This window comes from Streptomyces ziwulingensis (assembly GCF_039542605.1).
Classification (GTDB): domain Bacteria; phylum Actinomycetota; class Actinomycetes; order Streptomycetales; family Streptomycetaceae; genus Streptomyces; species Streptomyces ziwulingensis.
This window is the reverse complement of sequence record NZ_BAABIG010000022.1, coordinates 431348-457663: the sequence shown is the minus strand read 5'-3', so window position 1 is coordinate 457663 and position 26316 is coordinate 431348. Positions and strand designations below refer to the sequence as shown.

The following is a 26316-nucleotide window of genomic DNA, read 5'->3' as shown; positions in this document are numbered from 1 at the left end:
ACTCGCCCGTTTCCCGAAGCCGGGTTGCCTCCTGCGCCCGAGCGCGGGCATCCAGTTCAAGACGCGACGGGCAGGGCCTGGAGGCGGTCGCGGAACTCGCGGACTGCTGGGACGGCCTTGTGCGGTTCGAGTTGCTCGGCGAACTCCTTCAGGCGATCCAGTGCCCGTACGGAGCTGACCTTGTCTTCGAGGAGCGAGGCTCCGTAGTTCGCGGCGTCGAGGGCCCCGTCCAGGTCGTGGCCGACCAGTCGGGCTTCGGCGAGGCGGCTGGACCGGACGGCCCTGTCCCGGGGTGTCGCTTTGTGAACGGAGATCTCCAACAGGCTTGTTGCCTCCTCCACTTGGCCTGCACGGAGCAGCACTTTGCCCTCGGTGGACTTGAGTTGGGCCTCGCCGAACCAGTCGAGCCAGTCGGGATCTTCGCCCTCCGTGTGTCGGTCCCAGTAGGAGACGGCGCGATTCAGTGCCGTGCCGGCGCGCTGGTGGTCGCCGTCGCGGGAGAGCGCTTCGGCCTTGTGCAGGTGGAGGAAGGACTGGGTGTAGGGCGACAGGGTGCGAGGGGCGTTGTCGATGGCGGTGGAGATGAGGTCGACACGTTCAGCGGTCCGGCCGGCTTCGGAAACGTGGACGCCCATCTCCGCTAGGACGAAGGCGCCGAAGGCGTCGTCGCCGGCGGTGCGGGCGCTGCGCAAGGCGCCTACGTAGTACTGCTGTCCCGCGGACCGGAGCCCGGCGTCGTAGGCCATCCAGCCGGTCAGATGCGACACCTGTGCCGCCAGCCCGTAGAGGCGAAGGCAGATCTCGTCCGTGTACCGGCCCGCGCTCAGGAGGCCGGTGATCAGGGCGAAGTCACCGCGTGACTGTTCCAGGAGACGGGCACCGCCGAGCTGGTCGTCGAGCGTGCGGAGGGTGGTGATGCGCTGCTCGATCGTCGAGACCATCGTGTCGGTGACGCGATCGCCGTTGAGCGCCGAGGCGAAGGCGGACGGCGCCTCGGCCCAGCTCGCCGCCAGCCCTGTGAGGGCGGCACCGGTGATGGTGAGGAACCCCCGGCGGTCCAGGCGGCCACTACCCACCAGGTCGTCGAGCGCTTCGACGGTGCCGGCCTCGTTCCATGGAGCGGTGAGCCCGGTCACCTCCCATACGGGCAGCCAGCGCGGCCACTGCTCGGCCTGTAGCTGCTCGCTCGGGACCCGCAGCAGGTCTGCGAGGACGCGCTGCGCGTCTGCGTCGGGCTCTTGGCCCTGCTCCCATTTCCATACGGTGGTGCGGTTGGTCGCGAGCGGGATTCCGAGCGACTTTCCGTGGGCTTGCATGAGGCGGGCGAACTCCGCCTTGCCCCAGCCGCGGGACTGGCGGACGAAGGTCAGCGGGTGGACGGCTAACGGCTCACCGGGCACGTCATCACTCCCGTTCATCGCTCGCGGCGTTGCTCCGAGGCTACTGGTCCTGTACGCGCAGGGAAGGGCGTCCCCAAGAGGAACCCCCTGGAAACGTTCCGGGCTTGCAGGTCAGGACGTTGACTTGGTGTCAGCCGTCGGGGGCAGTGCGCAAGGCGCCGCTGCTCGGGCGGTTTCCCAGATCGGCGGCTCCATGTCTGCGCCCCCTATCGGGCATGGAGCCGCTCTCCAGTCCTTCGGAGGCGTTCACCATGCCCACCCTCGTCACTCGATTCGTTCTCTCGGGTATCAAGGAGGAGGTCTCTCCTGCCCGGCGCATGGTCGTGGACAAGGTTCGGGCGTGGGGCGTCCGCCTGGATGGCGAGACGACGGACGCGATCCGCCTTGTGGTCTCCGAGCTGGTCACCAACGCCGTGCTCCATGGGGTGGGCCCCGTCACCGTGGAGTTGTGCCATCAGCCGGGCAGCCTGGTCATCGGCGTGTTCGACAGCAGCGAGGCGATGCCGGATGTCGATCATCCGGCCTTGGGTGCTGAAGGCGGGCGCGGACTGGGGTTGGTCGGCTTCTTAGCGGTCCGCTCAGGGTGGGAGCCCGTAGAGCACGGCAAGCGAGTCTGGGCGGAGGTGGCTCTCCCCAAGGCAGCTCCTGCCGTCCGCGCCGCTGTTCTGCGCCGGTTCTTCCTGGCCAGGCCGGGGCCTCGTGCCCGATCCGGGTCCGAGGCGCCCAGCTCGGCGACGGCCTGATGGGCCGCCACGCGGGAGGGCGGGTTCGTCTGCCGGATTCCGGTGTGGTGTTCAGGCCGACTCGTAGAGACATCGACCCTTCCACGGGTGAGCCCACAGCTCATGCGCTCTGGGACCGCCACGCATGGGAGCCGAGCGGCCGGTGCTGGCTCTGGTGCGGGCAGCTGGACGTCGAGGTGACGTGGCTCGGGCCCATGTGCTCCAGCGGCATGCACGCGGACCTCTACTCCTGCCGGGCGTGCCTGTACGAGCTGGACCAGCGGGTCCTGGAGTCCAACATCCGCCGCGACATAGCCGCTCTGCCCGTCATGCCCTCCATGCCCGGTCCCCCACGGCGCTGAGGGCGTGGCGTGACCGAACCATCGAAACCTCCGCGATCACAGACTTCCCGCCGGAACCCCGGCCGGGAGAACCCGAAAAGGAAGGAGCACGAGGTGGTACAGAGCACGACAACAACTCCGCCGGCCCCGAGTGGCCTCCTGGTGGCGGTGGAGGAACTGACCGCCGTCCATGACCGGTACGACAGCCTCCGGTCCGACAACCAGGGCAACTCCGGCGACGCGCCCTGGCCGGGCGGGGACGGCAACCTGACCGACATCGAGTAGCGCCAGCGCGGCGGGGGCCGACCCGGTCCGCTGTGTCGGCCCCCGCCGCGTACGCGTCGTCGCATGACTGAAGCCGTACTACTCAAGGAGGCTGTGATGGAACACCAGTTGGTCGGCGCCATCGAGCGCGCACTGGGTTGGACCGGGGTGGAGGAGCTGGGCAAGGGCTTCGCTCGCGGCAACCTGGGCGATCCCGCGCTCGTCTCCCGCATCCTGACCCCGAACCGCCTGCTCGACATCGTGATGCGCCGGAGCCTGAACCGTCCGCAGTTCCGGTGCTTCCAGCAGGGCGAGGAAGTCCACCCGGCGATCTACTACACCGACAGCGTCAGCCCGCGGGGACAGAGCATCCCCATGGTCAATATGCGCAGTCTCGGCCGGCTGCTCGACGAGGGCGCGACGCTCATCCTCGACCAGCTCAACACCTTCGACCCGACGATGGAGGTCGCCTGTCGCGCACTCCAGTGGTGGTCGCACGAGCGGGTTCAGGTCAACGCGTACCTGACCACGAACGACGCCTCGGGCTTCCCGCTGCACTGGGACGACCACGACGTGGTGATCGTCCAGCTCGCCGGCGAGAAGGAGTGGGAAGTGCGCGGCACCTCCCGAACGGCACCCATGTACCGGGATGCCGACCCCAACACCACCCCGACCGACGAGATCGTCTGGTCCGGCGTGATGAGGACCGGCGACGTCATGCACATCCCCCGCGGCCACTGGCACCAGGCGACCCGGACGGGCAGCGGCTCGGGCAAGAGCCTCCACGTCACGTTCGGCATCACCAAGCGCACCGGCGCGAGCTGGCTGGCGTGGCTGGCCGACTGGTGCCGCGAGGAGGAGATCTTCCGCCACGACCTGGATCGCCACGGCATTGACCGCCCGGGCGGAACCCGTGGCGAGGCCCTGGCCGAAGCCGCCACCCGCCTGATCGGCGACCGCTCTCCGGCCGACTTCCTGGCGGCATACGAGCAGGCGGCGGCGCTGCCGCGGCACGTGCCGTTCCTCGACATCCTGGGCTCGCTCGACGCCGTGGTGTGCACCACGCACTTTCCGCCCCGGCTCCAGGAGAACGGCGAGACGGTCGACATCGTGGCCTCGGGTAAGAAGCTCACCCTCGCGGCCAAGGCCGTTCCGGCGCTGCGTCTGCTGCTGAGCGGCCGTCCCGTCCCCCTGGAACGGGCGGCGGCGCTCGTCGGAACCGAAGTGGTGGAGGTGGCCGAGATCTTGGTGAAGGAGGAGATGTGCGCGACTCTGACCCCCGAGTTGTCCTCGGGCTACACAGGTCTCGTCACGAACGCCGTCTTCTGACCGGGGCGTTGGACCTCGGCGTCACCGCGATCGACACCAGCGCCAACTACCTCGGCTTCCGCTCCCACGAGGTCCTGGCACGCACCGCCGGTGATCTGCTGCCGAAGCTCACGCTCTCCACGAAGGTGGGCTACTTTCCAGGCGCCGGCGGGGTCGAGCACTCGCTTGACCCCGTACGGCTGCACGCCGCCGTGGAACACGCGGTACGGGATCTCGGGAGGGAACCGGACCTGGTGTTCCTGCACAATCCCGAGCACTCCCTGCCTGCGGAGAGCACGCGATCACGGGATCGTCTGACCCAGGCGTGCGCAGCCCTCTGCCGTGCTGCGGGAAGGGGACTGTGCAGGGCCTGGGGCATCGCGACCTGGGACCCAACGTCACTGCCACCCTTGGTCGAGCCGACCACGCCGAAGCCTTCCGTACTCATGGTCCGCACCGGCCTGCTGGTCGGCTCCAGGACGCTGGATGCCACCGACGCCTTGACGACGGCCTGGGGCCTGGATCGGGCATCGGTGCGGGGAATGAGCCCCTTCGGCGGCAGCGTCAGGGCCCCGGTCTGGAGCCGGATCGACCCTCGGGTCTTCCTCCGGAACGGCGTCGGGCTCTCCCGCACACAGGCCGCATTCCGTGTCGCCTACCAGCTGCCCCACGTAAGCAGCATGGCCGTCGGTACGGACGAACCCGCACACCTGGGAGAGCTGCTGGGCTCACTGGCCGCGGAGCCCGACGAACGGGTGATCGCTGAATACCGGCGCCTTCTCCGCGACCGCACCACCACTCAGCCAGCCTGAAGAAGCTCCTGAACGATCTCCTCGGCCATCCGGCGGGCTGGCTCCCGTCGCGGATCCTGTGGGTGCGCATCCGGTCCGAGGATCTTCGAACACGCGAACAGCGTCATCAGCTTGCCGTCCCGGCTCGCGAAGTCCGCGCGCCGCTCCCGCCGCACGCGATCGGCCAGGGCCGGGACGACGAGCGAACTCGCCCACAGCGACGCGGAGTCCAGCCCTCGCGGCGCCATTCCCCAGTCCTCCCAGTCGAAGAGGCAGAACACGGGCCCGGTCATGTTGGCCCAGTTCAGGTCCGCGTGTGCCGGCGCCCACTGCGCGATGGTGGTGTCAAAGTCTCCGGGCACGGCGCTGCGAATGGACTCGGTCACGAGGTCTTGGGTGATCGTGTCGGTGTCCGGAGTGGCGACGCGGTTCGTCGTCTGTGCCGCGAGCGAGTCCAGTGATGTGTTGAACGCCTTCCACCAGTCGTCGGGCAGCTCGGGGTCCTCCCCCAGTACGGCAGTCCCGATCGGCCTTCCAGGCAGCAGGCTCGTCTCGTCGGCCCGCCACATCACGGATTCGTCGGGGCCCCGCCAGACCAGGCACCCTCGCCATTCAGGCTGAGCGATTCCCTGCAATCGGGCGGCGCACTCGGTGCCGTTCCATCCCTGAGTGCCGATCTTGTCGAGCCGTCGTCGCTCGATCCGGACCCAGGTGTCGCGGGCTGTCCGAGCCCCCACGGATCGGCGCTTACGCACCACGGTGTTCGGGTCGATGCGTGTCTGCAGCGATCGCTCAACACGCGCGAGCGCTCCGTCGACCGACTCGACTCGTAGATCGACAGCACGCCCAGCGGGGACCGAGAGAGGCATGCGAGCGACCGTAGCAGCGAGTCGCCCGGCACACCGGCGTCCTGAGCGGGCCGCGCTGCCCCCGTTGTCAGCCGCCGACGACAACCTGGAGGTGCTGCTTGAGCTCGTCCGCGACCCGCTCGTGGTCTCCGCCGGCCGGGATGCGCCAGTCGGTGTCGATGTCCCCCTCATAGGCGAGCTCGGAGGTGAAGCGGATGAGGTCGGGGGCCGGGAGGTACGCGTCGCGAAGCCACAGGGAAAATTGGGCAGCTTCGTCGACCGTGGTCGAGCTCAGGGCGATCGTGTCGCGAGACTCGTTGTCGGCGAATCCGTCGAACTCCTCTCCCTCTGCCGTCATCACCCAGAAGGACAGGCGAGCCGAGTGCCCGTCCTCCTGCCGGTAGCGGACCTCGGGGAAAGCGTCGTCGAGCGCCTGACCGAAGGCGGCCAGATCCAGATTCCACCCTTGCGGGTTCTTCGCCGGCGCGTAGAGCAGGTACGCGGTGCTGTACTCGTCGAAATCCACGGGGTCCTCTCCCTCTCGGCTACTTGACGCACTTCGATACTCAATGACAGGCAGCCTGTATCCCCGCCACCCCGCTACCGATGAGGGGACTTGCCTCGGTCCGGAGCCACAGCACGGGTGCTCGGCTGTATCGGCGGCTGTGTCGCCCCCGCCCGGCTCCAGGCCACGGTGGTGCGTCGGCGGGCGGCTTCGGCGACACGGTTCGGGGCAGCGTTTCGGCCCGTGTGCTGGATACGGGCGATGAGAACCCGCGCCGGCTGGCGTGCCGTGTCCAGTTCTCGCTGTGCGGCAGCTTCCTTGATGAGTTGGTGGGGCTTGTGGCCGAGGGCTTCGGCATCGGCAAGGAGAGTGGCGAGGGCAGGCCAGGCGTCGTCGGCGAGGATTCGATCGGCATGTCCCGGGACCGCGGCTCGAACGTCGTGGGCAAGGACCCGACGCCTCTCCTCTCGTGGGCTACGAGCTTTGAGGTCGGCGAGCACCGGAGTGGCGGCCTTATCCGCAGCGGCTTGGAGGTGTCGCTGCGCCTGGGCGGCAGCCTCCGTCTGCTGGGCGTGTCCCATGGCCTCGTGCCAGCGCTTCGCGATGACCGTGGCCCATACGAGGGCGGCGAGCAGAGCGGCCAATGCGCTGCCGTCCGGGCCTGTGGCCGTGTGCACGATGTCGCGAGCCGCAGAACGCATCGCGTGGGCGACGCGATCTTCGGCACGGATCTTGGAGCGCTGCGCGCGAGTGAATTCCTTGGCGCTGGCGCGCAGTTCCGCGCTCAGTGTCGTGGGGGCCGTCTGTGCAGTGGCGTCGAGCAGTTCTCCGAGGGCTGCAATGTGCGCCTGGGCGGCCTGCAATTCCGTACCGCCATCGCCGTCGTTTGGCGCGAGATCAGCGTGGAGGGTGTCGAGCGCGTCGACGGCCTGCTGCCAGGGGGTGTCAGGACGGGCGCGACGGGCGGTGGGGTGTTCTTCCGGGCTAGCGCTTTCCAGACGGGCCTTCAGCTTGGGCAGTGAGAGGTCGGGGGCGATCTTTCCGCCCGGATGGAAGATCTGCTCTCCAGCCTTGTTCAGGTCATCAGGGCGACCTATCGCGTAGCCGAGCAGATCACCGGACGGGCCGCGCCTGGACTTCACGGCCACGCCCTGGGCTTCGAGGTAGGCGAGGAGCTCTTCGGCGTCGCGTGCATGCGGGATGGCCGCCCGGACCGAGTCTTCGAGCCATTGCCGGCTGGTCTGCTCCCAGCCCTTGCGCTCGGCCTTGTGCATCTCCCCTTGGGTGGGTCGGCGGCCGGCAGTGCGGTCCCCCTTCTTCAGCTGCCGAAGTCCGTAGTCCTTCTCGATCTCTCGGCAGGCGTCGCCGACACGGATCCCGCTGTCGTGCAGCTTGGGGCGGCGGCCGTCCTCGCGAACGATGGTGGCGAGGATGTGGATGTGGTCGTCAGCGTGGCGTACGGCGATCCAGCGGCAGGCCAGGTCGTCTCCGGGCGGGGCAATGCCGGCGGCTTCGACGACGCGCTGAGCTATCTCGCCCCACTCGACGTCGGAGAGGTACCGGTCTTCAGGGGCCGCCCGCACGGGGCAGTGCCACACGTGATCGGTGACCTTACGCCCGAACTCACCGTTCCGCAGGCGCACGGGCTCGTCGAGGTAGCGGGCGAGTTCGGTCAGAGTGGCGCTCTCGTCGCGACCAGGGTCGGGCATGCCGAGCATCGCGAAACCCGCGACGATGTGCGGGTCCAGGTGCTCGTCCTGGCGGCCAGGGCCGTAGAGATAGGCGAGCAGCCCCCGGGTATTGGAACCGGCCGGCTTGATGGCGGCGATCATGCGGCTGCTTCCTCCTCTTCCACCGGGTCGGCGGGGTCGCGCAGTGTCTCGGCGATGAGTTCCAGCAGCGCCTGGAGTTCGACGAGGTGTTGACGGATGTCGGGTGGGGTGAGGTCGCTGTTCAGGGCACGGGCGATCTGGTTGACGTTCACGCCGATGCGGTTGAGCTGGCGCAGCACCTGGGCGCGGAAGTGATGGGTGCGGCGGCGATCCTCGGAGAGGGGCAAGTTTGCGGTGAACCGTCCGCTGATGAAGGCGACGACCACGTCGGCAGCGAAGCCGCCCTCGCCCTTGTAGCCGTGCTCGGCGGTAGCTACCTCAAGTGCGGAGAGCTCGTCGACGGTGAAGCGCAGAGGGCCGATGCGCTGGCCACGTTTGTCACCGGTGAAGCGGCGGATCGTGGGCTGCACGCTCTTCACAGCGGGCTCGCCGGCAGCAGTCGTGGCATCGCGAACGGGGCGGAGGATCTCGCGCTGTGCGGTGTGGAGCGTGTCCAGGTCGCGGCCGCCCTCGGCCTCGACCTCCCGGTTCGGCGCCCCTTGGCGCCGGGCCTCCTCCGCCACCCCCGGGGCGGAGATCCCCGAAGACCGGCCTTGAGTCGGACTCGGGGTACTACTGGCTCCGCCGGGGGCAGGCAGTCCGAACGCACGGCGCCAGAGCGACCTTCGGGGTTGGCTCTTCGTCGACACCGACGCGTCTTCGTGGGCGCTCTCGCGGTGGATCGGGTCGTGGGTCACAGGTGTTCTCCGGATGAAGGCGAAGGGAGCGGGCGGTTCTGGGCTAGGGGCGGGTGGAAAGCGGGGAGCCGCCCGCCGCATCCACAGGTGTGGAAAACGCCCGGTCCACGGTTCAGACCGGCGGGCTGCCGGGTGACCGGAAGGGTTCCGGTCACCCGGCAGAGGTTCCGCTCAGCCGATGGCGGGCTCGTTCTCGGCGGAGGTTGCCCGCTCAGCCCGGAGCACCTCCATCACCTTGGTCAGCCGTTCGCTGCCGACCGTCAGGTTCTTGTCCTCGACCGCCGTTCGGACGACAGCGCGGGAGAGTTTTCCCTGCTCGGCAACGGCAGCCCGGCCGATCGCCACGAGCTCTTCGAGCGGGACACCGGGTGGGCGTCCGCCACGCGGTTTGCTCTCTGCGGGCGCCGAGGACGGTTCCGGCGACTGAACGGATATGGCGGCCAGCGGCCGAGCGTCATGGTTCGGTTCGACGATCTCCTCGGCAGGCCGACCGACTACGGAGGCCGGAGGCTCGGTGGACCGGCCGAATGTGGCCGCCTGCCGATCCGGCACCTGCGCGGTACCCGATCCCGCAGGCTCCGCGGGGTGCTCGACGAGCTGGTGGATCTGCCGCATCAAGACGCCGAAGGCGACCATCGCGGCGGCCGGCGGCACCGCTGCGACCACGTAGTCGAGGAACGGGACAGCTGTGGCGCCGCCCGTGTCGCTGACCCCGGCGACGTTCAGCGCGATGGAACCGGACGATCCGATGGCCGTGACGCCGATGGCCCATCGGTCGGTGACGCGGCGCAAGGCGGCACGCAGCATGAGTAGTTCGCCAGCGATGATGAACGCGTCCAGCGTGGCGGGCCAAGCCCAGCGGCGGATCGGCGACGTGCCGAGCCCGTGCTGGCCGGCGACGTCGGCCAGGTGCGCGTAAGAGAGCCAGAACGCTCCGGCGGTCAGGGCGACGATGACGACGCCGGCCAAGGCGAGCGCGTACCGCTCGGCGTCGCGCGTATGCACCGACGGCTGGCGCGTTCCGGGGTGGTGCGCCGATTGCGGGCGGTGGGGTTGTCGAGGGTGGGGAAGGGTGATCAAGCGGGGTTCTCCTGGGGTGGTGACGTGGTGCGTCTTGAACGTCTTGGCCGTTGCAAGCGCAGGTCAGGGCGTTACGGCAGCGGCTACGGCAGTCCGTCTTGCGAGGCCGCTGCCGTTTCAGCCCGACTGCGCGCCCGCGCGCCGTGCGCCTCCCGTCTTGGCGCACACGGCCGCGATCTGCACGGATACGGCAGGGACGCCTAGGACGTCACGAGACGGATCGGGACGACGTCTTGGGCGAGTGGCTCATCGGCGCTGATCGCGCTGCCGTCTTGCCACTGGATGCCGTCTTGGCTGGAGGTCGCCTGACCTGCAAGATCACGGCAGGGACGGCAAGGACGGCATCCCGAAGGGGCGGGCGGGCTACCCCTCTCGGAGGCTGGGATCGGCCCCGACGGGGTGAATGGTGGGGCAGTACCGGCGCCAGGCGTCGAGGAACTTGTTGCGCATGTAGCCCTTGCGCTGGGTCCGGTCGGCCATGCGGACGTTGCCGGGCCTAATGTCGAACTCGCGCAGCATCCTTCCCAGTTCGCGGGACGTCAGCCCGGTACGGCCCCACTCCGCCCACGGAGCCTCGTCGTCCTGGCGCAGGTGGTGGAGGAGCTCCTCGGTGGACAGACTGTCCACGTCGCGCTGGGCATGGAAGACCCGGCGAATGTCCGCGAGGATCCTCGCGCCGCTCGGGTTCTCCTCCTCAGCTGCCACTTCGGCGGCGACCATGACGGCGCACGCGTGGCGCGCGCGGCGGGGCCACTCCCCGCCGGCCAGATCGGCAACGATGACCAGCGGCTCCCAGGTGTCCGCGGCCCGGTCCTCGACCGGCATGTGCGGCTCCAGGTCAGCGGCCTCGTCGAGCAGTGGCTTGGCCCACGCGGCGATACGGTCGCGCAGACCGTGCAGGGCCGGTACGTCGCGCCGAGACCGGAACGGCTTGACCTTCTCGCCCTCCGCACGCCGACGCATGCGGATCACGATCGCCCGGTCCATGATCGTGTCGGGCAGGTCACCGATTCCCGCGATCGCCGCCATCGCGAAGGTGGCGAAGCGGTGCGGGGTGTGATCGTTGCCCACGACCCGGGTGACGTACCGGTTGCGCTGGTGGCCGGCGTTGAGCAGGCCGCGCATCTCCTCGTTCTTCTCGGCCACCTTCGGGGAGCCGAAGATGGTGTCCGCCTCGTCCACCAGGAGCGTGGGCGGGTTGTCCTCGGTGATGGACCGGAAGATCGCCGCCGGTGTGGTGTTGATGGTGAGCATCGGGTCGTGGACCGTCTCGGTCAGCACGTCCAGCAGCCGCGACTTGCCGCACCGCTTGGCGGGGCCCACCACGGCCAGGCGCGGAGCGTGCTGCCACGCTGCCTGCAGGTGTGTCGCCGCGACCCACAAGGTGATCGCGTCAAGCGCCTCCCGTGAGGGGGCAATCACGAACTGGGTTATCTGCGAGCGCAGTTCGTCGAGCAGGGCCGAACCGAGGGTCGGCTCCACGTCTGGCGCCGTAACGGGCTCGGCCCGCGCCTCCGTCTCATCGGCGCCGTGGTCGCCCGTGTCCGCGCTCAGTTCCGGATCGTCGGATTCGGCCTGCGATGCGTGGAGGTGAGCGCCAGGCCGGCCGGGTATGGCCGTCGCGGGCCAGTTCGTCTGGGCGGCGGAATACGGCTGGGGGTTCTCGGGTTGCACCGAGCGGCTCCTCGTCTGGCGGCCGTGAACTTGCACGCCCCGCCACCGGGTCGGATCTCATGGGATTGCTGGGGAGTCACGGGGCCTCCGGCGTTGCACCGCCGGGGGCCCTGCCTCTTCTCGCGGGCTTCTCGGGACCGCGAGGGACCACGGACAGTACGTCCACGCCATGCGACAGTCCAGCGATTCTGTGTCGACTCAGCGCAGAAGTGTCTCGTACGGGCACGACCTCTCACGCGGCCAACCCCAGCAGGGCCAACAGGTCCGCAGTGACGACCCGATAGGCGTTGCCCAGCCGCAGCACCTTGCACGGGTACTGGCCGCGCTTGGCGAGTTCGTACCCCTTGCTGCGCCCAAGCCCCAACGCCCGGTTACCTGTCTCCAGGTCAACGGCAGCGGGGAGCTCCAGAAGCTCCGCTCGACTCATCCCTTTCGCCCGACCGACCTCTTCGTTCTCGCGCACACGCGCTCCATCCATGACTGAGCCCTTGGTGAACGCGACCGTCGCGCCCATCTCCAGGCCATGGAATCAACGCTAAGCGAGCTAATGTGTCTCCATGACACAACGCCCTGGCGAACATGGATCCAGGAAGACCGACGACGAGGACGACGTCCTTGAGTGGGTGGACCAGGTAATGGCCACCGTGGCCGCCGAGGTCCGCAGACGGCGGAAGGAACTGGGTTGGAGTGCACAGGACTTGGCCGACCGGTGCGAGGAGATCGGCCACCCGATCCCCCGCAACGTGATCGCCAACATGGAGTCCGGACGCCGCTCCAACCTGCCCCTGGTCGACGTCATGGTCCTGGCCGAAGCGCTGAACACCCCGCCCATCTGCCTCGTCTACCCCGTCGGCTACGTCGACGACCTGCAGCGGCTTCCGCTCCAGGACCCCACCTCCCCCTTGGACGCCCTGCGCTGGTTCACCGGGGAGGAGACCGACCTCGGTGTGGACGACGACATGCTCCGCTACTTCCGCGCCCACCACGCCGCCCAGGAGCGACTGCGGAGCGCGCGGCGCGACGAGGAGTACGCGCGCTACCACGCCAAGACCGCGCCGAACGCCGACCGCAAAGCTGAGGCACTGCGCTCCCAAGCCCGCGCCGCCGAGGCGGCTGACGAGGCCGAGCGCCGCCTGCGCAAGGTCCGCGCCTTCATCCGGCAAGAAGGCGTCACGCCTCCGTTCCTGTGGCCGGACATCGTCACCGCGATCGAGGCACCCGGAACCGACCCCGAATCCAACGAGGAGAATGATCTTTGAAGGGCTCCACCTATCGCCGCTGTTCCTGCCGCGACCCGAAGACCGGCAAGGAACTCGGCGGCTCCTGCCCCAAGCGCAACAGCAGGAACCACTGCACGTACTCCATACGCCAGGAGCTGCCGCCCCGCGATGACGGCAGCCGACGCTCGTTCGCCCGCGGCGGGTACAGCAGCCTCAAAGCGGCCCAGGCGGACCTCGACCATGTACGCGCTCTCATGGGACTCGCCGAGTCCGACGACCCCGAGGGCGTTCAACTGGTCGCGGAGATGCTCGCCGAGGTGAGCGGCGAGAAGCTGCCCCTCCCGGACGTGGAGGAGACGAGGCGTCGGCTGTTGGCCGGCCAGGACCTCGTGGGCAGCCTGACCGTGGGCGAATGGCTGGACCGGTGGCTCGCCGGCAAGCGCATCCGGAAGTCGGGCATCAGCCGCTACGAGACCGACGTCCGCGTGCACCTCAAGCCCCACCTCGGCGGCCGTCGCCTCGACCGGCTGCGCGTGAGCCATCTCAGCGAGATGTTCACCGCCATCACCGACGCCAACGCCGAGATCCTGGAGCAGAACGCCCAGCGTCGGGCGGCAGTCGAGGAGTTGGCGACCGTGCCGTGGAAGGGCGCGGAGAACCGCGATCGCCGCAAGGCCATGAAGGCCGCGCTCGACGCCATGCCACCGTTCCGCCGCATCACCGGGCCGTCGACGCGCCAGCACATCAAGGCCACGCTCCGCGCTGCCCTGAACGACGCGATCGGCCAGCAGATCATCACGTTCAACCCTGCGGCCCACGTCGAGATCGACCCGGTCCGCAAGCCGAAGGCGCTGGTATGGACGGATGAGCGCGTCGCCCGTTGGCGGCAGACGGGCGAGAAGCCCTCCCCCGTCATGGTCTGGACGCCGGAACAAACGGGCGCCTTCCTTGACTTCGTGGAGACCGACCGCCTGTACGCCATGTGGCACCTGATCGCCTTCCGCGGCCTGCGGCGCGGCGAGGCGGCCGGGCAGCCGTGGTCGGAGACGAACCTCGACCGGCCCTCCCTCACGGTCACAGGCCAGCTCGTACAGGACGGCTGGGAGGTCGAGTCGTCCGAACCGAAGACGGACAGCGGCTTCCGCGTCGTCGCCCTGGACGACGACACCGTCGGCGTACTGGAACGCCACCGCAAACTACAGCAGGCCGAGCGCGAGGAGTGGGGTCCGGCCTGGATCGACACCGGCCTCGTCTTCACCCAGGAGAACGGCTCCTGGCTCCACCCGGGCAAGGTCACCGACCTCTTCGAACGCCTCGTCGACGCCTCCGGTCTCCCACCAATCCGGCTGCACGACCTCCGCCACGGCGCGGCCACCCTCATGCTCGCCGCCGGCATCGACGTCAAGATCGTGTCGGACACCCTCGGGCACAGCGACACCCGGATCACACGGGACATCTACCAGAGCGTGCTCCCCCACGTCGGCAAGAGCGCCGCCGAGGCCACCGCCAAGCTGGTCCCGCTCCAGCGCAAGGCGGACGCCGAAGAGGCGGCGCGCAAGGCGGAGAAGGCCCGGAAGAAGGCCAAGCGCGCCAAGAAGGCGCAGGCCGAAGACAAGAAGAAGACCGGGCGGAAGAAGCGCAAGAAGTAGGGCTGGGGCCCCTCCGCTCACGCATCGCTCACGCAAGCAATCCCACGGCATCGCGGCCGTGCGACGCGTCATGCCCTGCCCAGCAGAAAACCCCAGGTCAGAAGCATCTGACCTGGGGTTTGATCTGAGCCGCCTTCGGGATTCGAACCCGAGACCTACGCATTACGAGTGCGTTGCTCTGGCCATCTGAGCTAAGGCGGCGCGCCGTCCGCACATGGTGCGATCAGCAACGCGGTAAGTCTACACAGTTTCGCGGGGTGCTCCGTACCGGCCCCCGGGCGCCCCAGGGGGCCGGCGGGAGCCGGTACGGCATGCTCTACGAGCAGCGTTTCCCGTCCGTCGGGGGCGTGCCCCGCAGCAGGTACGCGTTGATCGCGGAGTCGACGCAGGCGCTGCCTCGGTTGTACGCGGTGTGGCCGTCGCCGTCGTAGGTGAGGAGGTGGCCGGAGGAGAGCTGGGCGGCGAGGGCCTCGGCCCAGCGGTACGGGGTCGCGGGGTCGCGGACCGTGCCGACCACGACGATCGGGGACGCGCCGTCGGCCACGATGCGGTGCGGTTCGCCCGAGGGGTGCACCGGCCAGTACGCGCAGTTCAGGGAGGCCCAGGCGAGGCCCTCGCCGAAGACGGGGGACGCCTTCTCGAAGTCGGGGAGCGCCGCTCTCACCTCGTCCGGCGAGGAGAAGGCCGCGGGCAGGTCGAGGCAGTTCACGGCGGCGTTGGCGGACATCAGGTTGCTGTAGCGGCCGTCGGCCTCGCGCTCGTAGTAGCTGTCGGACAGGGCCAGCAGCCCGGCGCCGTCCTTCTTCTTCGTCGCCGAGGTCAGCGCCTCGCGGAGTTGCCGCCAGGCGGCCTCGTCGTACATCGCGGCGATCACGCCGGTGGTGGCGAGGGACTCGGTGAGTTCGCGGCCGTCGGCGTCCTCGGTGGGGATCGGCCGCGCGTCCAGCTCGGCGAAGAACGTTTTCAGGTTCTTGCCGACCTGGCCGGCCGGGGTCCCCTTGCCGCCGAGCGGGCAGCCGGTCTGCCGGACGCAGTCCTTCGCGAACGACTCGAACGCGGTCTCGAAGCCGGCCGTCTGCTCCAGGTTGAGCTGCCGGGCGGGCAGCGAGGGGTCCATCGCGCCGTCCAGCACCAGCCGCCCCACCCGGTCCGGGAACAGCCCGGCGTAGGTCGCCCCGAGCAGTGTCCCGTAGGACGCTCCCACGTACTTCAGTTTCTCGTCGCCCAGCACCGCGCGCAGCAGGTCCATGTCGCGGGCGGTCTCGACGGTCGACACGTGGCGCAGCAGCTTGGGCGCGTCGGCGCCGCAGCCCTCGGCGAACTTCTTGTAGGCGCGGACGAGTTCGCCGGTCTCCCGCTCGTCGTCCGGGGTGGTGTCCGTCTGTGTGTAGGTGTCCATCTCGCGGCCGTCGAGGCACTCCACGGGCTCGCTGCGGGCCACGCCGCGCGGGTCGACCGCCACCATGTCGTAGCGGGCGCGGATCTTCTCGGGGTAGCCGACGCCCGCGAAGTTCTGGAGGTAGCCGACGGCCGAACCGCCCGGCCCGCCGGGGTTCACCAGCAGCGAGCCCAGCCGCTTCCCGGGGCCGGTGGCCTTCTTGCGGGCCACGGCGAGCCGTACGTCCCCCTCGGCCGGCTTCGCGTAGTCGAGCGGTGCCTTCATGGTGGCGCACTGGAAGCCGGGGACGCCGCAGTCGCGCCAGCTCGGCTTCTGCTCGTAGTACGGCGCCAGGTTCGAGGGCGTGGCCCGCGGCAGGGGGGCCAACGACGCCTCCGCCGCCGAACTCGCGGAGGTCGACGCGCCCGTGGCGGAGCACGCGGAGGCGAGCAACGCGACGGCGAGGAGGGCGAAGCCGGTACGGGTCCTGCGGAGAGTACTCCTTGAATGCATCCAGCGAGCGTAACCGTCAGCGACCAGGCGAACGCCCTGCGTGCTCGATATGCCTCGTAAGAGTTATCAGTTGTCTCGTACGAGGCATGGAGGGCGATACGTGGGGCGATACAGGGGGCGATACAGGGGGCTCCCACGGGCTCGCAGCGAACTCCGGCGGCGACCGGCCACTCGGCCGGACCAGCCCGCCCAGCCCGCTCCGTCCGCTCAGCCCGCTCCGTCCGCTCAGCCCGCCCTGAGGGACATGGTCATCGCCTCCACCGCGAGCAGCGGGGCCACATTGCGGTCGAGGGCGTCGCGGCAGGCGGCGATCGCGTCCATGCGGCGGAGGGTGGACTCGGGGGTGCTGCCGCGGGCCAGGCGCTCCAGTACGTCCTCGACGTCCGTGTTGGCGATCGCGACGCGAGAGCCGATCTGGAGGGCGAGGACGTCGCGGTAGAAGGCGGTGAGGTCGGTCAGGGCGAGGTCGAGACTGTCGCGCTGGGTGCGGGTGCGGCGGCGCTTCTGCATGTCCTCCAGGTCCTTCATCACCCCCGCCGTGCCGCGTGGCATCCGGCCGCCCTGGGAGGCACCGAGCGCCGTTTTCAGCTCCTCGGTCTCCTTGCCGTCCACTTCCTCGGCGAGCTGCTTGGCGTCCTCACCGGCCGCGTCGACCAGTTCCTGGGCGGCCTTGAGCGCGCCGCCGACGTCCTCGACGCGCTGCGGCAGCTTCAGTACGGCGGCCCGGCGGGCGCGGGCGGCGGGGTCGGTGGCCAGCCGGCGGGCCCGCTCGATGTGGCCCTGGGTGGCGCGGGCCGCGGCGGCGGCGACGGCCGGCTCGACGCCTTCGCGGCGTACCAGCATGTCGGCGACGGCCTCGACGGTCGGGGTGCGCAGGTTCAGGTGGCGGCAGCGGGAGCGGATCGTGGGCAGGACGTCCTCGATCGAGGGGGCGCACAGCAGCCAGACCGTACGGGGGGCGGGTTCCTCCACGGCCTTGAGGACGGCGTTGGCCGACTTCTCGTTCAGCCGCTCGGCGTCCTCGACGAGGATGATCTGCCAGCGGCCGGTCGCGGGCGAGGTGAAGGACTTGCGGACGGTGTCCCGCATGTCTTCCACGAGGATCTGCGAGCCGACCGCGGCGACCGTGCTGACGTCGGCGTGGGTGCCGATGAGCGCCGTGTGGCAGCCGTCGCAGAACCCGCAGCCGGGGACGCCGCCCAGCGCCCGGTCGGGGCTCACGCACTGCAGGGCCGCGGCGAACGCCCGTGCCGTCTGCGTCACTCCCGCGCCGGGCGGCCCGGTGAACAGCCAGGCGTGCGTCATCTTCGACGCCTCGGACGGGGCGTCGCCGGCCGAGACGGCCGTGACGAAGGCGTCGGCGTCCCGGGCCGCGGCGGCGAGCTGCTCGCTCACCCGCTCCTGGCCGACCAGGTCGTCCCATACGGTCATGGGTCACGCCGTCCTTCCGTCACACCCGCCGCGCACGGCTGCCGCCGCACTCCGCGCCGGCCCCTCCATTGTGCGGGCGGCCACTGACAACCGAGGGCAGCCACCGCCACCCCGGAGTCCCGGACCGCCGGCCACCACCGGCCCGGAGTCCCGAACCCTCAGCGCCCGGCCGTCCCTCAGCGCCCCCGGCCGCCCTTGCCGCCCCGCCCCCGGCGTCCGCCGTCACCGTCGGCGTCGCCCTCGCGCGGGCCCAGCAGTTCGTCCGCGAGCGACGGCAGGTCGTCCAGCGGCGTCTCCTCGGCCCAGTCGGGCCGGCGCCTGCGTCGGGTCGCGTCGGGCTCGTTCCGGCCGTCCGCCTCCCACGGGTCCACCTGCGGCAACTCGCGCGTCCGGTCGTTGCCGTCACCGCGGTCGTCGCCGTCCTCCTCGCGCACCTGAGGCAGTACGGCCGTCTCGTCGCTCTCCCCCGGCGTCAGGTCGGGCTTGTCGAACGACACGGCGGGCAGCACCGCCGTCTCCTCGGCCTCGCGCGGCGACACCGCGCGCAGTACCGCCGTCTCCTCGGCCTCACTCCGCGACACCGCCGGCATCGGCAGCTCGGCCGTCACCTCCGCCTCGGACGGAGCGGACGCCACCGGCCAGCCACCGGAACCACCGGCATCCTCCGCCGAGCCCGAGGACCCGTCCCGCACCACCGGCGTCTGCACAGTGGCCGCGTCCACGTGCCCGGCCGGAGCGGACGGAGCAGGAGCGGACGGCGTGGCAGCGGACGGCGTGGGCGCGGACGGCGTGGCAGCGGACGGCGTGGGCGCGGACGGCGTGGCCGGCTTGCGGAACGCCTCGGACGGAGCCTCCGGCCGCGGGCCCGTGGCAGCCACGGCCGCCGCCCGTTCCGCCGCCCGGCGCGCCTCCTCGGCCCGCATCAGGGCCTCCTCGGCCTTGCGCTGCTTCTCCAGGCGGCGTTCCTCGGCCTCGGCGTGCAGCCGGGCCTCCTCCTCGGCCTGCCTGCGGCGGCGCTCCTCCTCCGCCTTGCGCCGGGCCTCTTCCTCGGCCCGCGCCTTCTCCTCCGCGAGGAGCCGCGCGCGTTCCTCCTCGGCCCTGCGGTGTGCTTCCTCGGCCCGCTGCCGGGCCTCCTCCGCCTGGCGTTCGGCCTCGCGCCGCTGGGCCTCCTCCAGCTCGCGGCGCTTGCGCTCCTCCTCCTCGACGCGCAGCCGTTCCAGGTGCTCCTGGCGCTCGCGCTCCAGGCGCTCCTCCTCGGCCTTGCGCGCCGCCTCTTCCTCGGCCTTGCGCCGCGCCTCCTCCTCGGCCTTGCGCCGGGCCTCCTCGCGGGCCTGGATCTCGGCCTCGGACAGCGGCAGCACCTGGTCCAGGCGGTGCCGTACGACCGTGGTGACGGCCTCGGCCTCCTGGCCGGCGTCCACCACGAGGTAGCGCCCGGGGTCGGACGCGGCCAGCGTCAGGAAGCCGGAGCGCACGCGGGCGTGGAACTCGGCGGGTTCCGACTCCAGCCGGTCGGGCGCCTCGGTGAACCGCTCGCGGGCGGCCTCCGGGGCGACGTCCAGCAGGACCGTCAGGTGCGGGACGAGTCCGTGGGTCGCCCAGCGGTTGATGCGGGCGATCTCGGTCGGGGACAGGTCGCGGCCGGCGCCCTGGTAGGCGACCGAGGAGTCGATGTACCGGTCGGAGATGACGATCGCGCCGCGTTCCAGCGCGGGCCGCACCACCGTGTCGACGTGCTCCGCGCGGTCGGCGGCGTACAGCAGTGCCTCCGCGCGGTGGGACAGCCCGGCGCTGGAGACGTCGAGCAGGATCGACCGCAGCCGCTTGCCGACCGGGGTGGCCCCGGGCTCGCGGGTCAGGACCACCTCGTGGCCCTTGGCGCGGATCCACTCGGCGAGCGCCTCGGCCTGGGTGGACTTGCCCGCGCCGTCGCCGCCCTCCAGGGCGATGAAGAACCCGGCGGACGCGAGGGCCTGCTCCGGGTCGTCGCCGCCGAGCAGCGCGTCGCGCAGGTCGTGCCGCAGCGGCACCCCGGAGCGGTCGTCGACCTTGGCGAGGACCAGCGCGGCCAACGGCAGCAGCAGCGCGCCGACCAGCATCAGCGTGAACGCGGCACCGCCGTGCGCGAAGACGAACTTGCCGTTCTCCAGCCGGTGCGGCCCGATGCCCGCGGCCACCAGGGGGGCGATCACCGCGGCGAGCGCCACGCAGACCCGCACACACGCGTGCAGGTGCCCGGTCGTACGGGTCCGGCGGCTCTCCTCGGTCTCCTGGTCGAGCAGCGTGTGCCCGACGTTGGCGGCGACGCCCGCGCCGGCACCGGCCAGCGCGACGATCAGCAGCACGGTGGTGCCGTCCGGGACCAGCCCGGCGGCCAGCAGGGCGACGCCCTCGAAGGCGATGGCCAGCGACAGCAGCCGGCGGCGGGAGAGCGAGGGCAGCAGGGCGGGGGCGGTGCGGATGCCGACGGCCACGCCGCCGGTCAGCGCGGCGACCAGCAGTCCGAAGAGCACCGGTCCGCCGCCGAGGTCCTTGGCGTGCAGGACGGCCACCGCGACCGCCGCGGCGATGGCGCCGGCCACCGCGGTGCAGGCGAGGACCAACAGGGGCAGTGCACCGGTGCGGCCCTTGTCGGAGCCCGTGCCGCTCCTGGGGCGGCGCAGCCCCTCCAGCGGCGACCGGGCGCGCGGGGTGCGGGTGGCGGGCAGTTCCAGGAAGGCCACCACCGACACGGACGCGGCGAACAGCCCGGCCGCGACGTACGAGGCGAGGGCCGCCTGGTGCTGGGCGAACCAGTCGACGCCGGCGCCGATCAGGTTGTTGAGCAGCCCGGCGAGGACGAGGGCCACCGCGGCGAGGGGGATCGCCGCGAAGCCGGTACGCAGCGACAGGCGGCGCAGCGCCTCCATGTGGTCGGGCAGCGGGCGGACCGTCGCGCCTTCCAGGGGAGGCGTGGGCAGCAGCGCGGGCGCCGCGCTCTCCCGGCTCACCGTCCAGAACCGCTCGGCGACGCCGATGACGAAGACGGTCGCCAGGACGGCGGCCAGTGCGTCGTCCGGCGTCCAGTCGATCCACAGGGGGGCGACGATCAGCAGTGCCGCCCGCAGACCGTCCGCACCCGTCATCGTCCAGCGCCGGTCGAGTGGACCGTCCTGGGCGGTGAGGGAGGTGAGCGGGCCCAGCAGGACGGCGCCGAAGAGCAGTGTCGCGAGGACACGTACCGCGAAGACGGTCGCCACTGCGAACGCCACGCCCCGGTAGCCGCCGCCGAACGATCCGGCGGTGATGGCCGCCTGGACCGCCAGCAGGACCAGGACGAGCAGGGCGAGGCAGTCGCCGACACCGCCCAGCAGGTGGGCGCTCCACAAGCGCCGCAGTTGCGGCTGCCGCAGCAGGGCGCGGACCGCGCGCTCGCGGGAGTCCGCGACAAGGGCGTCGTCAGGGGCCGTGGGTGGGGCCGTTGGCCGCTCGGCTCGCGTCATGCGTTCAGCCTATCGGCAGCGACCGACAGTCCCGCGTGGACACCCGAACACACGACCGCCCCGACACCGAATCGATGCCGAGGCGTTCGTCCGGCGAACCACTCGGGGCGCAGGACGCCCGCGGGCTCTCCGCTCACTTCTCCGAGTCAGTCCGGCGAGTCAGTCCTCCGAGCCTTTGGCGGCGGTCGCCTTCTTGGTGGCGGCCGTCTTCTTCGCCGCCGTCGTCGTGGCGGTCGTCTTCTTGGCGGTGGTCTTCTTGGCCACCGTCTTCTTCGCCGGGGCCTTCTTCGCCGGGGCCTTCTTCGCGGTCGTCTTCTTCGCCGTCTTCTTGGCGGGCGTCTTGGCCCGCTTCTCGGCGAGCAGCTCGTAGCCGCGCTCCGGGGTGATCTCCTCGACGCTGTCGCCGGAGCGCAGCGTCGCGTTGGTCTCCCCGTCGGTGACGTACGGTCCGAAGCGGCCGTCCTTGACCACGACCGGCTTCTCGCTGACCGGGTCGGTGCCCAGTTCCTTCAGCGGCGGCTTGGCGGCGGCCCGGCCGCGCTGCTTGGGCTGGGCGTAGATCGCCAGCGCCTCGTCCAGCGTGATGGTGAAGAGCTGGTACTCGGCGGTCAGGGACCGGGAGTCCGTGCCCTTCTTCAGGTACGGGCCGTAGCGGCCGTTCTGCGCGGTGATCTCGACGCCCTCGGCGTCGGCGCCCACCACGCGTGGCAACGACATCAGCTTCAGAGCGTCTTCGAGCGTGACCGTGTCCAGCGCCATCGACTTGAAGAGCGAGGCGGTTCGCGGCTTGACGGCGTTCTTCCCGGTCTTCGGGGTGCCCTCGGGGAGCACCTCGGTGACGTACGGGCCGTAGCGGCCGTCCTTGGCGACGATGGTGTGCCCGGTCGCCGGGTCGGTGCCCAGCTCGAAGTCGCCGCTGGGCTTGGCGAGCAGTTCCTCGGACAGCTCCACGGACAGCTCGTCGGGCGCCAGGTCCTCGGGGATGTCGGCGCGCTGGTGGTTCTCGGAGTCCTTCTCGCCGCGCTCGATGTACGGGCCGTAGCGCCCGACGCGCAGCACGATGTCGTTGCCCACGGGGAACGAGGACACCTCGCGGGCGTCGATCGCGCCGAGGTCGGTGACGAGTTCCTTGAGGCCGCCGAGGTGGTCGCCGTCGCCGTTGCCCGCGTCGGCCGCCACGCCCGCGACGGAGCCCTCGCCGAAGTAGAAGCGGCGCAGCCACGGCACGGCCTGGGCCTCGCCGCGCGCGATGGCGTCGAGGTCGTCCTCCATCCTGGCGGTGAAGTCGTAGTCGACGAGCCGCCCGAAGTGCTTCTCCAGGAGGTTCACCACGGCGAAGGAGAGGAAGGACGGGACGAGCGCGGTGCCCTTCTTGAAGACGTAGCCGCGGTCGAGGATCGTGCCGATGATCGACGCGTACGTCGACGGGCGGCCGATCTCGCGCTCTTCCAGCTCCTTGACCAGCGACGCCTCGGTGTAGCGGGCCGGGGGCTTGGTGGCGTGCCCGTCGACGGTGATCTCCTGGGCGGTCAGCGCGTCGCCCTCGCCGACCTGGGGCAGCCGGCGCTCGCGGTCGTCCAGCTCGGCGTTGGGGTCGTCGGCGCCTTCGACGTACGCCTTGAGGAAGCCGTGGAAGGTGAGGGTCTTGCCGGAGGCGCTGAACTCCACGTCCCGGCCGTCGGCAGCGGTGCCGCCGATCTTCACGGTGACGGAGTTGCCGGTCGCGTCCTTCATCTGGGAGGCGACGGTCCGCTTCCAGATCAGCTCGTACAGCCGGAACTGGTCGCCGGTGAGGCCGGTCTCGGCGGGCGTACGGAAGCGGTCTCCCGAGGGCCGGATCGCCTCGTGCGCCTCCTGCGCGTTCTTGACCTTGCCGGCGTACGTCCGCGGCTGGGCCGGCAGGTAGTCGGCGCCGTACAACTGCGTCACCTGGGCGCGGGCGGCCCGGACGGCCGTCTCGCTCAGGGTCGTGGAGTCCGTACGCATGTAGGTGATGTAGCCGTTCTCGTACAGCTTCTGCGCCACCTGCATCGTGGCCTTGGCGCCGAAGCCGAGCTTGCGGCTGGCCTCCTGCTGCAGCGTCGTCGTACGGAACGGGGCGTACGGCGAGCGGCGGTACGGCTTGGACTCGACGGAGCGGACGGCGAACCGGGTCTGCTCCAGGGCGGCGGCCAGCGCGCGGGCGTTCGCCTCGTCGAGGTGGAGGGTGTTGGCGCTCTTGATCTGCCCGAGGGAGTCGAAGTCGCGGCCCTGCGCGACCCGCCTGCCGTCGACCGTCGCCAGCCGGGCGACCAGCGAGGACGGGTCGCTCGCGTCTCCGGCGCGGCCGGTCAGGAAGGTGCCGGTGAGATCCCAGTACTCGGCGGAGCGGAAGGCGATGCGCTCGCGTTCGCGCTCCACCACGAGCCGGGTGGCGACCGACTGCACGCGGCCCGCCGACAGCCGCGGCATGACCTTCTTCCACAGGACCGGCGAGACCTCGTAGCCGTAGAGGCGGTCGAGGATGCGGCGGGTCTCCTGGGCGTCGACGAGCTTTTTGTTGAGCTGGCGCGGGTTGGCGACGGCGTCGCGGATCGCGTCCTTGGTGATCTCGTGGAAGACCATCCGCTTGACCGGGATCTTCGGCTTGAGCACTTCCTGCAGGTGCCAGGCGATGGCCTCGCCCTCGCGGTCCTCATCGGTGGCGAGGAAAAGCTCGTCGGAGTCCTTCAGCAGGTCCTTGAGCTTCTTGACCTGTGCCTTCTTGTCGGCGTTGACCACATAGATGGGCTGGAAGTCGTGCTCGACGTCCACCCCGAGGCGACGGACCTCACCGGTGTACTTCTCCGGCACCTCGGCGGCGCCGTTGGGAAGGTCGCGGATGTGCCCGACGCTCGCTTCGACGACGTAGCCGGGGCCGAGGTAGCCCTTGATCGTCTTCGCCTTGGCGGGCGACTCGACGATGACGAGTCGGCGGCCGCCGTTTGCGGTCTCGCTGGTCGGGGACAACTTCGCTCTTCTCTGGGTCGGCGCTGGGGACTGCCCCGTGCGTGGTCCCGGGGTCGGTCCTGCTTCCTTGTTCGCTCGTGACGCTGCGGAGTGTGACGGTACCTCCCGCCCCCGTGTCAAACGGGAAAAGCCCGCAACGGCCACTCGAACGGTAACCCGACTAACCCTCATCCTGTCGCCCGGAGTGCCCACGGGCTCGTCGGGGTGTATCCGGAGCGCGACCCTTCGGTTACGCCGGCGGCCCTGGCCGCCCGGTCCGGAAGCCGCCGTTCAGACGCCGGTGAGGCACCATGCCGCGAGGGCCAGCGCGACCACGCCGGCGACGCTCGCGACGGTCGCCGATGCGACGGGACTCACACCCTCGGCGACGGGGCGGCGGTGCCGTACGCGGGTCACGGTCCACACCAGCAGGCCGCTGCCGAACAGGGCGAACACCACTCCCGCGAAGATCGCCGGTCCACGTTCCATGGCTCTCCGTGCCCCTTTTTTGCCGTCCGCGGGTTCCCTGTGACGGGAGGCTGGCACGCGCGGGCGGCGACCGGGCGAAGCCGAGGTGAACGGGGAGCCGACAGATCTCCGAGCACCCACGTCGCGCCGGTCACCCCCATCACGCCGGTGCGATGAACCCCTGTTCCACCAGCAGCCGGATCTGCGCGGGCGTGCGGTCGCGCAGCAGTACCGGGTCCTCGGCCGTCAGTTGGGCGATGGCGTCCAGGATGCGGCCCGCGCTCATCGAGCCGTCGCAGACGCCGGCGAACCCGGCGCCGACCGTGTCGACCCGGGTGGCCCGGCGCATGCCGCGGTTCTGGCGCAGGACGACGTGTTCCGGGTCCTCGGCGCCGGGCAGCCCGACCTGTTCCTGGACGACCTCGGCGGTCAGCGCGAAGCACGCTTCGAGCAGGGCCGCGTCGTCGTGGGTGCGCAGGTAGTCGACGCGGTCGAAGTGCGCCCGGACGGTCTCGCCGAGCGGCTGTTCGACGGGGTGCGGCCACTCCTCGACGGTGATCGAGGGCTCGGCGGCGTCGGTCCGGCGCAGCGTGATCCAGCCGAAGCCGACCGCCCTGACCTCGCGCGCCTCGAACTCGTCCAGCCAGGCGTCGTACCGCGCCTGGTACTCGGTCACGTCGTCACGGTGGTCCCCCGCGTCCCTGAGCCACAGCTCGGCGTACTGCGTGACGTCCTGCACCTCGCGCTGGACGATCCACGCGTCGCAGCCGCGCGGCACCCAGGAGCGCAGCCGGTCCGTCCATTCCTCCCCCTCCACGTGCTGCCAGTTGGCGAGGAACTGCGCGAACCCGCCCGCGTTCAGCCGTTCCCCCGCCTGTTGAACGAGCGTGCGGCACAGATCGTCCCCGCCCATCCCGCCGTCCCGGTAGGTCAGCCGCGCGCCCGGCGAGATCACGAAGGGCGGGTTGGAGACGATCAGGTCGTACGTCTCGTCCGCCCGGACCGGGTCGAAGAGCGAGCCCTCGCGCAGGTCGGCGGCGGGCGCCCCGGAGAGGGCGAGGGTCAGCGCGGTGATGTGCAGGGCACGCGGGTTGACGTCGGTCGCGGTCACACGCGTGGCGTGCCGGGCGGCGTGCAGCGCCTGGATGCCGGAGCCGGTGCCGAGGTCGAGCGCGGCGGCGACGGGGGTGCGGACGGTGAGGCCGGCCAGCGTCGTGGAGGCACCGCCGACGCCGAGGACGACACCCTCGGCGCTGCTGCCGATGCCGCCCGCGCCGCCGACCGCGCAGCCCAGGTCGGAGACGATGAACCAGTCCTCGCCGCCGGGTCCGCCGTAGGGCCGGACGTCGGCGGTGGCGGTCACCTCGTCGCCGCCGGACCGCACCAGCCAGCCGCTCTCCAGGCAGGCGTCGACGGGCAGGATGTCCGCCACGCGTGCGTGCGGGACCGGCTGCTGGAGCAGGAAGAGCCGTACGAGCATCTCCAGCGGCGTGTCGCCGCGCGTGGCGCGCAGCGCGGGGACGGTCTCGCTGCGGGAGAGCGCCGCGTAGGCGGGAGCGCCGAGCAGTTCCAGCAGGCCGTCGGCGGTGAAGGAGGCCCCGAGCAGGGCGTCCCTCAGCCGGGTGGCGACGTCGGGACGGTCGGCGGCGGGCAGGGGGGAGAGGCTGGCGTTACTCACTCCCCCATTGTGACCCGCGTCCCACCCG

General features: G+C 70.9%; 21 protein-coding genes and 1 tRNA gene. 7 read left to right on the top strand and 15 right to left on the bottom strand.

The window, feature by feature from the left end:
- Window positions 1-56: 56 nt before the first annotated feature.
- Window positions 57-1400, bottom strand: coding sequence for an NsdA family TPR-like regulatory protein (locus ABEB00_RS13010; RefSeq protein WP_345619604.1), 1344 nt, complete (start codon window positions 1398-1400; stop codon window positions 57-59).
- Between the two features lie 215 nt (window positions 1401-1615).
- Between ABEB00_RS13010 and ABEB00_RS13005 the strand changes: the two genes are divergently transcribed.
- The 5 genes from ABEB00_RS13005 (at window position 1616) to ABEB00_RS12985 (ending at window position 4847) form a co-directional block, all read left to right on the top strand.
- Entirely contained in the window at window positions 1616-2143 is a 528-nt protein-coding gene (locus tag ABEB00_RS13005) for an ATP-binding protein (RefSeq protein WP_345619603.1), read from the top strand.
- 176 nt (window positions 2144-2319) lie between these two features.
- Window positions 2320-2484 carry a hypothetical protein gene (locus tag ABEB00_RS13000; RefSeq protein ID WP_345619602.1) on the top strand — a complete coding sequence of 55 codons (165 nt, stop codon included), beginning with the start codon at window positions 2320-2322 and terminating at the stop codon, window positions 2482-2484.
- Window positions 2485-2577: 93 nt separating this feature from the next.
- Window positions 2578-2748 (top strand): hypothetical protein, encoded by a 171-nt coding sequence (locus ABEB00_RS12995; RefSeq protein WP_177153847.1) that lies wholly within the window; start codon window positions 2578-2580, stop codon window positions 2746-2748.
- 96 nt (window positions 2749-2844) lie between these two features.
- On the top strand, window positions 2845-4056 hold the full coding sequence (locus tag ABEB00_RS12990; protein ID WP_345619601.1) for a JmjC domain-containing protein: 1212 nt from the start codon (window positions 2845-2847) through the stop codon (window positions 4054-4056).
- Window positions 3990-4847 (top strand): aldo/keto reductase, encoded by an 858-nt coding sequence (locus ABEB00_RS12985; protein ID WP_345619600.1) that lies wholly within the window; start codon window positions 3990-3992, stop codon window positions 4845-4847. The genes ABEB00_RS12990 and ABEB00_RS12985 overlap by 67 nt, the downstream gene beginning before the upstream one ends.
- Here ABEB00_RS12985 and ABEB00_RS12980 read toward each other — a convergent pair.
- From ABEB00_RS12980 to ABEB00_RS12950, 7 genes are all read right to left on the bottom strand, one after another.
- Window positions 4835-5695, bottom strand: a complete 861-nt coding sequence (locus ABEB00_RS12980; RefSeq protein ID WP_345619599.1) for a hypothetical protein — start codon at window positions 5693-5695, stop codon at window positions 4835-4837. The genes ABEB00_RS12985 and ABEB00_RS12980 overlap by 13 nt on opposite strands.
- Window positions 5696-5762: 67 nt before the next feature.
- The gene (locus ABEB00_RS12975) at window positions 5763-6200 is read right to left on the bottom strand and encodes a hypothetical protein (protein ID WP_345619597.1); all 438 of its coding nucleotides are present in this window, start codon (window positions 6198-6200) and stop codon (window positions 5763-5765) included.
- 74 nt (window positions 6201-6274) lie between these two features.
- Window positions 6275-8011 carry a relaxase/mobilization nuclease domain-containing protein gene (locus tag ABEB00_RS12970; RefSeq protein WP_345619595.1) on the bottom strand — a complete coding sequence of 579 codons (1737 nt, stop codon included), beginning with the start codon at window positions 8009-8011 and terminating at the stop codon, window positions 6275-6277.
- Window positions 8008-8574, bottom strand: a complete 567-nt coding sequence (locus tag ABEB00_RS12965) for a MobC family plasmid mobilization relaxosome protein (RefSeq protein WP_093708151.1) — start codon at window positions 8572-8574, stop codon at window positions 8008-8010. Before ABEB00_RS12965 ends, ABEB00_RS12970 begins: the two co-directional genes overlap by 4 nt.
- Window positions 8575-8919: 345 nt before the next feature.
- Window positions 8920-9753 (bottom strand): DUF2637 domain-containing protein, encoded by an 834-nt coding sequence (locus ABEB00_RS12960; RefSeq protein WP_345619680.1) that lies wholly within the window; start codon window positions 9751-9753, stop codon window positions 8920-8922.
- A gap of 438 nt (window positions 9754-10191) precedes the next feature.
- Entirely contained in the window at window positions 10192-11502 is a 1311-nt protein-coding gene (locus tag ABEB00_RS12955) for a DUF3631 domain-containing protein (protein WP_345619593.1), read from the bottom strand.
- Between the two features lie 232 nt (window positions 11503-11734).
- Window positions 11735-11980, bottom strand: coding sequence for a hypothetical protein (locus ABEB00_RS12950; protein ID WP_371128078.1), 246 nt, complete (start codon window positions 11978-11980; stop codon window positions 11735-11737).
- Between the two features lie 79 nt (window positions 11981-12059).
- On the opposite strand from ABEB00_RS12950, the gene ABEB00_RS12945 reads away from it, so the two are divergent.
- Both ABEB00_RS12945 and ABEB00_RS12940 read left to right on the top strand, forming a co-directional pair.
- Window positions 12060-12761 (top strand): helix-turn-helix domain-containing protein, encoded by a 702-nt coding sequence (locus ABEB00_RS12945; protein WP_345619591.1) that lies wholly within the window; start codon window positions 12060-12062, stop codon window positions 12759-12761.
- Complete coding sequence (locus tag ABEB00_RS12940) at window positions 12758-14371, top strand: tyrosine-type recombinase/integrase (RefSeq protein WP_345619590.1); 1614 nt, start codon at window positions 12758-12760, stop codon at window positions 14369-14371. The genes ABEB00_RS12945 and ABEB00_RS12940 overlap by 4 nt, the downstream gene beginning before the upstream one ends.
- A 127-nt stretch (window positions 14372-14498) precedes the next feature.
- Here the strand turns inward: ABEB00_RS12940 and ABEB00_RS12935 are convergent.
- The 7 genes from ABEB00_RS12935 to ABEB00_RS12905 form a co-directional block, all read right to left on the bottom strand.
- Window positions 14499-14572: transfer RNA gene (locus tag ABEB00_RS12935), tRNA-Thr, on the bottom strand.
- Between the two features lie 115 nt (window positions 14573-14687).
- Window positions 14688-16262: an alpha/beta hydrolase gene (locus ABEB00_RS12930; protein ID WP_345619589.1), complete on the bottom strand. Its 1575-nt coding sequence runs from the start codon at window positions 16260-16262 to the stop codon at window positions 14688-14690.
- A 225-nt stretch (window positions 16263-16487) separates the two neighbouring features.
- On the bottom strand, window positions 16488-17693 hold the full coding sequence (locus ABEB00_RS12925) for a DNA polymerase III subunit delta' (RefSeq protein ID WP_345619588.1): 1206 nt from the start codon (window positions 17691-17693) through the stop codon (window positions 16488-16490).
- 176 nt (window positions 17694-17869) lie between these two features.
- Window positions 17870-21175, bottom strand: coding sequence for a dTMP kinase (gene tmk / locus ABEB00_RS12920; RefSeq protein ID WP_345619587.1), 3306 nt, complete (start codon window positions 21173-21175; stop codon window positions 17870-17872).
- 159 nt (window positions 21176-21334) lie between these two features.
- On the bottom strand, window positions 21335-24163 hold the full coding sequence (topA, locus tag ABEB00_RS12915) for a type I DNA topoisomerase (RefSeq protein ID WP_345619586.1): 2829 nt from the start codon (window positions 24161-24163) through the stop codon (window positions 21335-21337).
- Between the two features lie 270 nt (window positions 24164-24433).
- Window positions 24434-24631 (bottom strand): hypothetical protein, encoded by a 198-nt coding sequence (locus tag ABEB00_RS12910; protein ID WP_345619585.1) that lies wholly within the window; start codon window positions 24629-24631, stop codon window positions 24434-24436.
- 139 nt (window positions 24632-24770) lie between these two features.
- The gene (locus tag ABEB00_RS12905; protein ID WP_345619584.1) at window positions 24771-26288 is read right to left on the bottom strand and encodes a DUF7059 domain-containing protein; all 1518 of its coding nucleotides are present in this window, start codon (window positions 26286-26288) and stop codon (window positions 24771-24773) included.
- Window positions 26289-26316 lie beyond the last annotated feature (28 nt).

Coding starts and splice junctions, on each gene's coding strand:
- tmk (WP_345619587.1), bottom strand. CDS start 21,175: ATGACGCGAGCCGAGCGGCCAACGGCCCCACCCACGGCCCCTGACGAC.
- ABEB00_RS12990 (WP_345619601.1), top strand. CDS start 2,845: ATGGAACACCAGTTGGTCGGCGCCATCGAGCGCGCACTGGGTTGGACC.
- ABEB00_RS12970 (WP_345619595.1), bottom strand. CDS start 8,011: ATGATCGCCGCCATCAAGCCGGCCGGTTCCAATACCCGGGGGCTGCTC.
- ABEB00_RS13005 (WP_345619603.1), top strand. CDS start 1,616: ATGGAGCCGCTCTCCAGTCCTTCGGAGGCGTTCACCATGCCCACCCTC.
- ABEB00_RS12950 (WP_371128078.1), bottom strand. CDS start 11,980: ATGGATGGAGCGCGTGTGCGCGAGAACGAAGAGGTCGGTCGGGCGAAA.
- ABEB00_RS12925 (WP_345619588.1), bottom strand. CDS start 17,693: ATGACCGTATGGGACGACCTGGTCGGCCAGGAGCGGGTGAGCGAGCAG.
- ABEB00_RS12930 (WP_345619589.1), bottom strand. CDS start 16,262: ATGCATTCAAGGAGTACTCTCCGCAGGACCCGTACCGGCTTCGCCCTC.
- ABEB00_RS12910 (WP_345619585.1), bottom strand. CDS start 24,631: ATGGAACGTGGACCGGCGATCTTCGCGGGAGTGGTGTTCGCCCTGTTC.
- ABEB00_RS12945 (WP_345619591.1), top strand. CDS start 12,060: ATGACACAACGCCCTGGCGAACATGGATCCAGGAAGACCGACGACGAG.
- ABEB00_RS12980 (WP_345619599.1), bottom strand. CDS start 5,695: ATGCCTCTCTCGGTCCCCGCTGGGCGTGCTGTCGATCTACGAGTCGAG.